General features: G+C 56.0%; 11 protein-coding genes and 1 tRNA gene. 3 read left to right on the forward strand and 9 right to left on the reverse strand.

The annotated features are described in order from the left end of the window. Positions 1 to 52 precede the first annotated feature (52 nt). The 3 genes from Q0775_RS16845 (at position 53) to Q0775_RS16855 (ending at position 1,955) form a co-directional block, all read left to right on the forward strand. The gene (locus Q0775_RS16845) at positions 53 to 421 is read left to right on the forward strand and encodes a hypothetical protein (protein WP_298863647.1); all 369 of its coding nucleotides are present in this window, start codon (positions 53 to 55) and stop codon (positions 419 to 421) included. Between the two features lie 108 nt (positions 422 to 529). Further along, positions 530 to 865: a metalloregulator ArsR/SmtB family transcription factor gene (locus tag Q0775_RS16850; RefSeq protein ID WP_298863831.1), complete on the forward strand. Its 336-nt coding sequence runs from the start codon at positions 530 to 532 to the stop codon at positions 863 to 865. A gap of 34 nt (positions 866 to 899) precedes the next feature. Next, a complete protein-coding gene (locus tag Q0775_RS16855) occupies positions 900 to 1,955 on the forward strand; it encodes a YeeE/YedE family protein (protein ID WP_298863650.1) in 1,056 nt (351 codons plus the stop codon). Positions 1,956 to 1,972: 17 nt separating this feature from the next. Here the strand turns inward: Q0775_RS16855 and Q0775_RS16860 are convergent, their stop codons facing one another. From Q0775_RS16860 to Q0775_RS16900, 9 genes are all read right to left on the reverse strand, one after another. After that, positions 1,973 to 2,842: an aldose 1-epimerase family protein gene (locus Q0775_RS16860; protein WP_298863653.1), complete on the reverse strand. Its 870-nt coding sequence runs from the start codon at positions 2,840 to 2,842 to the stop codon at positions 1,973 to 1,975. 110 nt (positions 2,843 to 2,952) lie between these two features. Beyond that, positions 2,953 to 3,042: transfer RNA gene (locus Q0775_RS16865), tRNA-Ser, on the reverse strand. Between the two features lie 70 nt (positions 3,043 to 3,112). Further along, on the reverse strand, positions 3,113 to 3,832 hold the full coding sequence (locus Q0775_RS16870; protein ID WP_298863656.1) for an alanyl-tRNA editing protein: 720 nt from the start codon (positions 3,830 to 3,832) through the stop codon (positions 3,113 to 3,115). Continuing rightward, positions 3,829 to 6,246, reverse strand: coding sequence for a DUF3772 domain-containing protein (locus Q0775_RS16875; protein WP_298863659.1), 2,418 nt, complete (start codon positions 6,244 to 6,246; stop codon positions 3,829 to 3,831). Before Q0775_RS16875 ends, Q0775_RS16870 begins: the two co-directional genes overlap by 4 nt. After that, a complete protein-coding gene (locus Q0775_RS16880) occupies positions 6,243 to 7,277 on the reverse strand; it encodes a cysteine synthase A (protein ID WP_298863662.1) in 1,035 nt (344 codons plus the stop codon). Before Q0775_RS16880 ends, Q0775_RS16875 begins: the two co-directional genes overlap by 4 nt. Before the next feature lie 45 nt (positions 7,278 to 7,322). Next, positions 7,323 to 8,429, reverse strand: coding sequence for a gamma-glutamylcyclotransferase (locus Q0775_RS16885; protein WP_298863665.1), 1,107 nt, complete (start codon positions 8,427 to 8,429; stop codon positions 7,323 to 7,325). 3 nt (positions 8,430 to 8,432) lie between these two features. Then, on the reverse strand, positions 8,433 to 8,873 hold the full coding sequence (locus tag Q0775_RS16890; RefSeq protein WP_298863668.1) for a TrgA family protein: 441 nt from the start codon (positions 8,871 to 8,873) through the stop codon (positions 8,433 to 8,435). Between the two features lie 29 nt (positions 8,874 to 8,902). Continuing rightward, positions 8,903 to 10,111 carry a cyclopropane-fatty-acyl-phospholipid synthase family protein gene (locus Q0775_RS16895; RefSeq protein ID WP_298863671.1) on the reverse strand — a complete coding sequence of 403 codons (1,209 nt, stop codon included), beginning with the start codon at positions 10,109 to 10,111 and terminating at the stop codon, positions 8,903 to 8,905. A 62-nt stretch (positions 10,112 to 10,173) separates the two neighbouring features. Beyond that, entirely contained in the window at positions 10,174 to 11,598 is a 1,425-nt protein-coding gene (locus tag Q0775_RS16900; protein ID WP_298863675.1) for a deoxyribodipyrimidine photo-lyase, read from the reverse strand. Positions 11,599 to 11,605 lie beyond the last annotated feature (7 nt).

An 11,605-nucleotide genomic window follows, 5' to 3' on the forward strand; every position in this document is an offset into this window, starting at 1 on the left:
TATACATTACATATTCAGATTACATTATGTGAAGATCAAAGGTCAAATTATCATGTCACTTCGCACCATATTTCTGGGAGGGGTTTTCGCGCTTGCCGCCGCGCTCCCCGCTTTTGCCCAAACCGAATTGGTAATGGTTGAAGAAGACGGCTGCATGTGGTGCGCGCGCTGGAATAAGGAAATTTCTGAGATTTATCCAAAGACTGCGGAGGGCCAAGCTGCACCCCTGCGCCGCATGGATATTCGTGCAGACCGGCCTGATGATCTAAAATTCCAGCGTGGATTATTCTTTACACCTACATTCGTATTGGTTGTGGACGGCAAAGAAGTGTCGCGCCTCGAAGGATATCCGGGTGAGGACTTCTTTTGGGGTTTGCTGAGCCAGATGCTTGGCAATGCAAATATTGAATTGGTTAGGTAGTGCGCTATAGTGCACCTAATGGAAATTTCGTCTGAAAGGGCGCTTCAGACCATGACACAGCAGACACCTGCTTTTGGCGCCAAGCACGATGCAAAGATTGAGGAAACGATGGGTTTACCAGTATTTGACGTAAATATGTGTGCAGAAGACATGGACAGAATGGCCAAGAACGCGGTCGACGCCTCCAATTTTCTCAAAGCAATCAGTCATGAGGGTCGCCTGATGATCCTGTGCCACCTCGCATCTGGCGAAAAATCGGTAACTGAGCTTGAGACTCTGTTATCCGCCCGTCAGGCGGCCGTGTCTCAACAGCTTTCCCGCCTGCGCCTTGAAGGGCTTGTAACACCGCGTCGCGACGGAAAAGCCATCTATTACCGGCTCACCGACGAGCGTCCGAAACAGATCATGGAAGTTGTCTATGACCTGTTTTGTCGTGAGAATTAACGTCAGTTGCCTGCGCACTGTTTGAATTGACCCCATGCTAGACCTGATCTCTGAACCTGCGCTTGTCGCTCTAGCGGGGCTTGCCGGTGGACTTCTTCTTGGGCTTGCTGCGCGGATGGGAAGATTCTGCACCTTAGGCGCGATCGAAGACGTCTATTACGGCGAAAACACGCTACGGCTGCGGATGTGGGGCATCGCGATCGGTGTCGCGGTCATGGGGACGTTCGGCCTGTCGGCTGCGGGGCTGCTGGAGCTTGACGAGACGCTCTACCTATCGCAACATTGGAACCCTTTGGGCAGTGTCGCGGGGGGAATGGTGTTTGGCTATGGCATGGCGCTGGCCGGCAATTGTGGCTACGGCGCATTGGCGCGGGTTGGCGGGGGCGATCTACGCTCCCTCCTCATTGTTCTGATTATGGGCATCTCGGCTTACATTACATTAGGTGGCCCCTTAGCGGGGCTGCGCATCTGGCTTTTTGGTGGGACCGAACCCGCAAGTAGCGCGCAATCGTTTGCCCACGCTCTCTCCTCCCTATCTGGCCTATCGGTCAATTTGGCAGGTATTATCATTGGCGCAGTTCTGTTTATCGGAACCCTCTCCCACCGCGAAATGCGCAGAGCCCCCAGCTATATTATATGGGGAGCAGTTGTCGGCGTCGCCATCGTGTCAGGCTGGGCAGGCACTCAATGGGTCGCCAACAACGGCTATGACGCCACACGCATCGTAAGCCATACCTTCTCTGCGCCCTTGGGCGAAACGATCCTGTATACCATGACCTCCTCAGGCAATTCCCTCAGCTTTGGCACGGGTTCTGTAGTAGGTGTGGTGTTTGGCGCCTTTTTAGGGAGCTTGATCAAAGGCCACTTTCGCTGGGAAGCCTGCGAAGATCCGCGCGAGCTTCGCCGCCAAATTCTCGGTGCGGCCCTGATGGGCATCGGTGCAGTTGTTGCAGTCGGATGCAGCGTGGGCCAAGGAATGTCAGCATTTTCCGTGCTGTCCTACAGCGCGCCTGTCACATTAATCTCGATTATGCTCGGCGCAGCTATCGGTTTGCGCCAGTTGATATTGGGGTTCGGTCCCGAAGTCTAAGACAACAGGCCGCCCGTCTACAGGTCCACTGTTACAGCGTAGCCAAAAGTTGCAGTCTTACCCGCCTCCAAAGTAGTTGTGTTTGGACGCTTTGAAATCTGCGGCCCATCCCCTAAATAGGACGCCGTCCCATGCCAAGGCTCAATGCATAAGAACGGCGCATCTTTGGGCCGCCAAAGGGCCAAATCAGGCAAATTGTTGAATTCGAATGACAATGAAGGACCATTTTGCGGCCCATAGCGCAGCGCATCCGACCCATTCGGAAAGACCACTGCACCGTCAGTGAACAGCGCCTCTTCGATGAGTAAATCCCCGTTTATGAATGGCCCTTTAACAGGTTGAGGGCGCAGCAGCCCGTCCTCAATCGCGACCCGCTTGGGAGAGCCGCCTTGCGCCAAAGTAACGTGGTGCATCTGACCAGCCGCGCCAGGCAGTGGCCAGCTAAAGGCAGGGTGAAACCCGAAACCGAAAGGCATCGAAGTCCCGCCTTCGTTACGAACTTCCACCCTCACGCGAAGGGTATTACCGTCCAGCTGATGTACAACGTCCAATCTGAAAGAAAACGGATAGACCGCGCGGGTCTGCTCGGTATCCATAAGCGTGTGGCGGCACATCACGTCAGTTTGCTCTGCTAAAGAAAAGCTGCTCCGCCGTGCAAATCCGTGCTGTGGCATCGGTGCCGTATGATTTTCGACAGCTATAATATCATCCACCGCCCGGCCGACAATCGGGAACAGGATTGGCGCACGCCCCGACCAGAAAGCGACGTCACCTTTCCACAGCAAGTCCGCCCCTGAGGTGGTCCGCAAGAACTGCATTTCCGCGCCAAGCGCTGCAACAGTAAGGCTCAGGTGGTCGTTCCCAAGCGTAGAGGCCATGTCAGTCATAAAATCTCCCCTGCCGCCCCTAAAACAGAGCGAAGCCACGCGCCAAAAGCGTCTGCCTCAAAAAGACAGCAACCAATTCGCAAAATCAATATCTATAAAAAAGGGGTTAGTGGCGGATCGACAGGGATTCGAACCCTGGAGACGGTCTCCCGCCTACACACTTTCCAGGCGTGCGCCTTCGACCACTCGGCCACCGATCCGTTGAGGCGTCTTTAGCAAGGGTTAGCGCGGGAACGCAAGGGCGAAATGCGCAAGAAAGCTGCCAAATTTTCAACTGTCGAGATGGACATAGATCCTGCGGTTCATCTTGCCCTTTTTCTCGATCTTTCCAAGGCGCAGTGCACCAATCTCGCCAGTACGGGCCACATGGGTGCCGCCGCAGGGTTGCAGGTCGATCCAGTCGTCCTCTTCGCCAATGCGCACCAGACGGATATCGCCCTGACCGCGCGGCGGCTTGACCGCCATTGTCTTGACCAGTTCAGGGGCTGCATCCAACTCTTCCTCGGTAATCCAGCCATCGCTGACACGGGCGTCCCGCTCAACAAAAGCGTTTAGTGCTTCTTCAAGAGCGCTGCGGTCTTCGGGCGCGTCGGGCATGTTGAAATCAAGCCTGCCATGGGTGGCCGATATTGCCCCACCTGTTACGGCAAAAGGCACCGCCACTGAAAGCAGGTGCAAAGCTGTGTGGATGCGCATGTGCTTGTGTCTGCGGTCCCAATCAAGCTGTTGAATGACATGACAACCCACGGGCGGAAGAGCCACAGGCTCTGATGGGACCAGGACAATTGCGCCATCTTCGCCTTTGACAGCCGTCGCAACCGCCATGCGCTTGCCGTCCCATTCGAGGCTGCCGCTGTCGCCAGGCTGGCCGCCGCCAGTGGGGTAGAACAAGCTCGCGTCAAGGATCACACCACCCTCTTCGGTATGGGCAATCACGCGCGATTGTATTTCGCGCTGGTACGGGTCGTCTCTGAACAACATATGGGTCATCGGTCCCCCTCTCCTTTTGAGGCATCGCCCATGGGCGCTGGCTTGGCCGCTTTTGCTTTGGGGCGCGGTTCTTTATCGAGTGTTGCGCGCTGCAGTGCCTCGGGATTGCGCAGCCATATATCTTGCTGAGCGAAAGGTATCTCGATGCCTTCCTCGGCAAAGCGTTGTGCAATAGCGTGGTTTACATCGCTTTTCACCGCCATCATCCAATTCACATCACGCAGGAACATGCGGATTTCAAAATCCATCGATGAAGCGCCAAACCCGATAAACAAAACATTGGGCGCAGGATTGGCAAGCGCCATAGGCTGCACTTCGGCAATCTCACGCAAGATCGTCTCGACGCGTCTTGTGTCGGTTCCGTATGCAACTCCAACGGGAATGATTACACGCCCCAGCGTGTTTCCACGGGTATAATTGGTGACTGTCCCGCTAACCAAATCAGCGTTGGGAACAATCACATCCGTACGGTCAAACGTCTCGATCCGTGTGGAGCGTACCGAGATATCGCGCACATACCCCATCTGCCCACCACTTACTTCGATCCAGTCCCCCTCGGAGATGGGCCGCTCAATCAGCAGGATGATCCCAGAGACAAAGTTGGACACGATGTTTTGCAAACCAAAACCGATCCCGACAGATAGCGCACCCGCTACAATCGCAAGCGAACTGAGGTCAATCCCTGCCCCTGTAATTGCTGCTAAAGCTGCGAGGAAAATACCGACATAACCTAGCCCCGAAACGATGGCATTCTGGCCACCCTTGTCGATCTTCGTTTTGGGCAGAACATTATTTTTAAGTGCACCTTGGGCCAACCGCGTGGCGAGATAACCAAATGTGAATATCAATGCGAAGGTCAGAAAATCGGTCGGCGATATGCGCGAGTCGCCAATCGCAAATCCCCGCCGGAAAGCGGCCCAAACCTCTGTCAGGTCAGACACGCGCACCCCCCACGCCAGCGCAAGGACAGGCAGCGCGAGCAACAAAAGGATTAGACCAAAGAAGATCGGTAAAAGTGCTTCACGCGACGCCGTTCCCTGACCAGTGATCAAACCGTAGACATCAGCGCCGAACCGTTGAAGCGCCAGTACGAGGCCAAGGATCACAAGCGTCAGGACAGTAGGGTGCAGAATGAACTCCGCCGCGTTGAAGAGGCCCACCGCCTGTAGCGCTGGCGCGGCAAACGCCACCACAATGGCAAAGGTGCCAAGGCTGCGCACCAAGCGCCCCAAGGTACTGGCCCGAGTGACTTCCTCGTCCTCTTGTTCAACAACTTCACCGCCGAAGTGGCGTAGCAGACGGCCAATCCGGTAAACACCGTAAGAAATCAGAACAGTGAATGGAAAACTAACTACCGTTTTCACCAGACTGCTCGCCCCGTCCAACGTCACAATCTGCATCAACAGCGTGTTGGCGATAATCAACAGCGTGATACCACTCACCAGAAACCGCATTTCGGCGCGGTCGGGCGCACTCAACGCGATCAGCGCCGCATCGTCTTCGCGGGCAAATACCTGCTCAGCGACCCAGCGAAATCCAAGCATGAACCCGCCCAGCACAGGGATCAACACAACCAGCTCGTCTCCACGACTGCCCAGATATCCTGTTGTTCGGGCGGCATAAGCTAGTAAAGCCAAGCCAATCAACGGAAAGACAATCCGCAGAAGCGAGATAACAAACCGCCACACGCCGATACCGCTACCGCCAACCACACTCAGCTTTGCGACAATCATTTTCGACCAACGACGTCCTCGAAAAATCAGCACCAGACCTGCAATTGTCGCGAACAGGATCTTTGGCAGGTTGCTGATCAACAGCTCGTCGCGCCGCTCGATTTCCTGCGGGCTGAGTGGATTCCACAGCTTGGATATAGCCGTGCGCAAAGCTTCGTAGGCGACGGGCCAATGAACAGGATTGAGAGGTGTCTCCGTCATGACAAGCAGCTGTTCTGCCTGACGGTTTCGCATAATCGTATCAATCTCGCCCACCAAACCGTCCGCACGGGCATAGGCGCTATCAGCGACTTGCACAGGGGCTGTTAACGTGGCCAGTTGACTTTCAAGCTCTTTGCGCTTCGCGGCAAGCTCCGCCGCTTCAGGTGTTGAATCCTCGCCCGTAGGGGCCGGTCCCAGCACAGCAAGCTGGTCACGCAGGCTGGCAATGCGGGTGCTGTTTACCCCCCGTGCCTCGTTGAATTTCTCGCGGTAAGTCGCAAGTTCGCCGCGCAGCGTCTCCAATACAGCATTTTCCGTATCCTCGGAATCCACAGCCTGCTCTGCACGCGAGGTTAGCGCGTTCCACCCCGCCATATCGACACCGGGGACTTCCTGCGCACTCACCGCAGCGGCACACAACAAAATCAGCCCAACGAGGGCCGCGAGCCTTCCCAATCCAAGCTGTAATGACCGGATCATACGTCCTCGAAAACCGATGGCAGATTTGCGGGAGCACGTTCGAGCCACTCTGGCACAGGCAGACCTTTTTCATGCAGGAAGGCAGGATTGAACAGCTTGGACTGATAACGCGTGCCATAATCGCACAGGATCGTCACGATGGTATGACCCGGCCCCATTTCGCGGGCCATGCGAATGGCGCCTGCGATGTTGACGCCCGAAGATGCCCCAAGGCATAGCCCTTCATGCTCCAGCATGTCAAAGACCAGCGGCAGCGCCTCCATGTCAGAGATATTATAGGCGAAATCGGGTGTGAATCCTTCGAGGTTTTTGGTGATACGGACTTGACCGATGCCTTCGGCGATTGAGCCGCCTTCCATCGTCAACTCACCCTTGGTGTAATAGTTATAAAGTGCCGCACCATCAGGATCGGCGATACCGATTTTCACACCCTTGGGCTGAAGCGCCATAGCCGTCCCTGCCAACGTTCCGCCAGAGCCAACTGCACAAATAAAACCGTCCACTTTGCCATCTGTCTGCGCCCAGATTTCGGGGCCTGTCGTCTCGATATGGGCCTGACGGTTGGCGATGTTGTCAAATTGGTTCGCCCAGATCACACCCTCGTTCGTGGTGCGGGCAAGCTCTTCTGCCAGCCGTTCGGAATAACGGATGAAATTGTTTGGATTGCGGTATGGCGCTGCCGGCACTTGGACCAGTTCGGCCCCGGCCAAGCGTAACATCTGCTTTTTCTCTTCCGACTGCGTCTCCGGAATGACAATCACGGATTTGAACCCCATAGACGCCCCCACCAGCGCAAGTCCGATGCCCGTGTTGCCAGCCGTACCTTCGACAATCGTGCCGCCGGGTTTGAGATCACCGCGCGCAATAGCATCGCGGATGATGAACAGTGCCGCGCGGTCCTTTACCGACTGGCCGGGATTCATGAATTCTGCCTTGCCGTAAATCTCACAGCCCGTCAGCGCGCTTGCCCCGCGCAATTTAATCAGGGGCGTATTGCCCACTGCGTGTTCAAGATCGCGTGCTACATGCATGTCAGGCCCTCAATTGCTGTCCTTGCTACATCTAGCGGCGCACACTCAAGACCTCAACCTGCTTCGATGATGCGAGAGCCAATATGCCAAGAGCGTGAGCGGCGTATTAGCCAGCGCCTGACGCTCTGCCATAGCAAGAAAATCGGTGAATGGAATCAGCCGCGAACGGATATTTTCCGCCTCTGTTTCAAGGCCTGACACCCGCGCCGCCCCTTCGGGCAGATCCGCAATCCCTACGAAGATGTGATAGTAGCCCGTGGAGTCCCCCGGACTTGGATAGCCGCGTGCAACCAGCTCCAGACGGTCAATCTCCAACTCCGCCTCTTCACGCGCTTCGCGCAGGGCGGTGTGTTCCGCCGTCTCACCCGCATCTATACGCCCTGCAATGGGCTCAAGGTGCCAGACTTCTGGATCATTCCTCCCGATTGGCGCCATGCGGATCTGCTCTACCAGCAGTACGACATCGCGCACCGGATCGTAAGGCAGGACCAATGCGGCGTCCCCGCCGATGAAATATGAGCGCTCCAGCACGGGGGACATGGTGCCATCGAACCGTTCGTGGCGAAGGCTGACCTCGTCCACCGCGAAGTATCCAGTGTAGGCACGGAGCTGTTTCGTGATCTCGACCCTGCCGTCAAACACTCCTTGGCCCGCGTGCCAGTGCGCACCCAATACCTTTGACCATGCACGTGCACGAATTTGGGGGAACATCGCTGCCACTGCATCGCGGTCGTACGTGCCATAGTGGCCCATAACCTCTGCTGCGGCGTGGCACGACATCTCACCCCATTGTGTGCGCCACGTTACAAAGTCCCAAGCGCCTTGGGCCGTCCAGCGGTCTGTCGCGCAGACATAAACCTGTGCGTCCTGCCCACTCTCCAGCACCACATCAATCAGATCATAGTCAAAACCGCCCTCGTAGAAATCGAGGCGGGCAATATCGACATCCGTAAGTCCAGAAACACACAGCCCCTGCGCACGCCCGCCCGCTTGCGCGACCAGCATCGGGAACGGCCCCTCAGCAACGGCAAAGGCAGCAAACTCTGGTAAAACTGCAGGTTTCAGGTTTTGAGCCCCAAGATCACGACCTAGCACGATCTCCAACAGCGGGGCATGCCGTAAAGTGCCGTAAAAGAACAATGGTGCGGTCATGCCCTAGCGCCAGAGCTTGCCAGCTTGCTCAGCTGCGGGACCAACGACCAGAGCGCCCACAATCGCAGTCGCGAAAAACGTAGGGGTCGCGATCATAATGCCAAACTCAGAGGCAATCAGGAAAATCGCAGTCAGCGCCTCCATCGGACCATCGTAACGGTTTCGCATGGCAAGGCGGAACATCTCATAACATGAATGCGCAAATAGGCACCACAGGATCATCACGGCCGTCCCCGTGGCTCCGTTATTGATCGCTGAAACAAGGCCCCGCCCCACGCGCGGACCCACGACAACCCACCCCACACAGAGGCCGATAAATGCATTCACGTAGTTGAACCAGCCAAAGGCTGTCCCCTCTGGCATCAGGGGTCGAACAACATCAGACAAAAGCCATCCCAGAATGGCCAAAAGTACCGCCCCGACAAGGCGTGCTGCAGTAGGCATTGAGAGCTTCCTTCGATGCATCCACCGGATTAGCCCGGTTTGCGCACCGTAATCTGGGTTACATCGCAATTTCCACTGTCAAATGTCGCTGCGCAAGAAGTGAGGTAAAAATTCCACATCCGCTTGAACCGCTCGTCAAAGCCCATCGCAGCGATTTGATCCCATTTTTCGTTGAATGTCTCATGCCAGCGGCGCAGCGTAATATCATAGCTTTTGCCAAACTCGACGGATTTTTCAACGGCCAAACCCGCCTTCTCGATCTGCTCGCGCAGCACCACAGGGCTGGGCAGCATGCCACCCGGAAAAATGTATTTCTGTATAAAGTCGACGCCGCGTTTGTAGACCTTCCAGCGTCGGTGGGCCACCGTGATGATCTGGAAGGTCGCCGTTTTGCCGGGCTTGAGGCGGTCGCGCACCGTTTCAAAGTAAACGGGCCAGTATTTCTCGCCAACGGCCTCGAACATCTCGATGCTGGCGATCCCGTCATAAAGACCTTTTTCGTCGCGGTAGTCCTGCAACTTGAACGTCACCTTATCCGAAAGCCCTGCTTTTTCAATGCGGTCCACTGCGTACTTAAACTGCTCTTCTGAAATTGTGAGGCAGGTCACTTGCAATCCCCGCTCGGCAGCAGCGTATTCAGCAAACCCACCCCAACCACAACCGATCTCAAGCACATGATCGCCCGGCGCGACACCCATTTCGTCGACCATGGATTTGTATTTCTCGATCTGCGCGGCTTCCATACTTTGCTGGGGGTCTGTAAAAATTGCGCTCGAATAGCTCATCGTGTCATCAAGCCATAGGCCATAGAAGTCATTGCCAAGATCATAGTGGTAGGAAATGTTCTTGCGCGCTTGCTCCTTCGAATTGCGCTGCAACCAGAACCGCACCTGCTCATAACGGCGCACGAGTCCCATACCTGGAAATCCGTCATAGATGTCTTCGTTATCGGCATGGATAAAATCCATAAACGCTTGCAAATCAGGCGTGCTCCACCAACCATCAAGATAGGCATCACAAAACCCCAGATCGCCTTCACGGATCAGACGGGCAAACAAATCGACATTGTGAATGTCCAATTCCGCAACCGGGCCGGGGTTCTGCCCCTCGGCGCGAAATCGGCGCCCGTCTGGCAGCACAAAATCAATCCGCCCGTAGCGCAGCGATGACGCCATACCCATAACGCGCGCGAAATATCGTGGCAGGTTTTTCTGCCCTTCGGTTGTCGTTAAAATCATTACATGTCCCTACCCGTCGGCTTAGCCGCTAATTTACCTAAGAAAAATGTGATGCGAAACCGCTAAAAACTCTTGTTGGAATAGGCATCCAACGCGCGCTTGCGTCCCTCACCGACGTCGACCACGGGATCGGGATAGGTGTCACTTGCCGCCATATTCCAATGACGCGGGATCGCTTCAAAATACGCAAGTGCATCTTTGTGCTGCGCACCGCGCCCTTCGGCGATCCAGCGCCCCGCATAATCGCGGTTTTTGTCGAATTTGTCGAGCTGTGTCACAGGATTGAACACACGGAAGTATGGCGTGGCATCGGGGCCAGAGCCTGCCGACCACTGCCACCCCATGGCGTTGGACGCGGGGTCCCAGTCGATCAGACACTCCTCGAACCACTTTTGCCCGATGCGCCAATGGCACAGCAAATGTTTGGTCAGGTAGCTGGCCACGATCATGCGTCCGCGGTTGTGCATCCGCCCTGTCACATACATCTCGCGCATGGCCGCATCGACAAAGGGGATGCCCGTGCGCCCCTGCTTCCACGCCTTCACCTCTGCACGGCGCTCGTCCTCGTTCCAGTCAAAGGCTTCCCACTCCTCGCGCCAGTTGCGGTCTAAGATACGTGGCGTGTGGTGCATGAGATGGTAGGCAAATTCGCGCCAGACCAATTCCTTGAGAAAGGTCTCGGCCCCCGCCTTGCCCTCTTGCAGCGCGCGTTGGCCTGCGTGCCAGCATTGGTTCGGACTGATCTCGCCAAGGGCGAGGTTCTCGCTCAGGTTCGATGTGCCATCGACACCGGGCAAATCGCGGGTGGTGTTATAATCGGCCACCTTATGCGCCAGAAACGCACCGAGGCGCGATTGCGCTGCTTTTTCACCCAGTTGCACAAAGGGGCGCACCACATCCGCTCCGCGCATCATTGCTGCGTCCATTTTCCAATCGGCCAGATCATCGCTAGCAGGCCAACTAGGAGGTGCTTTGATCGTTGGTGGTGCTTTCAGCGGCACCTCGACGTCACGGTCTTTCACATTGCGCCAGAAGGGTGTGTAAACCTTGTAATATCCACCTGTCTTTGTCTCGACGGTCCAAGGCTCGAACATAATATGCCCCCCAAAGGACTTCGCCTCGATCCCCTGCTCTCTGAGTGCAGATTTTGCTTCGGTATCGCGGGCAATCGCATCTGGATCATATTGGCGCGTCCAATAGACTGCCCCTGCCCCTGTCTCTTTAATCAAAGCCTGCAAAGCTTCCAGTGCGCTGTCGTTGCGGCGCAGGATAAGACGGCTGCCCGCGTCCTCCAAGGCAGCGCCATGATGCCCAAGCCCGAGCCCCATGCGAAATTTTGGCGCGGCGCCCAATGAAGCAAATTGCGTATCAAGGATAAACACAGGAATCACAGGCCGCTCGGACTCACAGGCGGCATGAAGGGCGGGATGGTCGCTCAGCCGTAAATCACGGCGCAACCATAGAATAATCGGGGAAGTCTCGCTCAACGGATCA

It is taken from the genome of uncultured Sulfitobacter sp., assembly GCF_947499945.1.
Classification (GTDB): Bacteria; Pseudomonadota; Alphaproteobacteria; order Rhodobacterales; family Rhodobacteraceae; genus Sulfitobacter.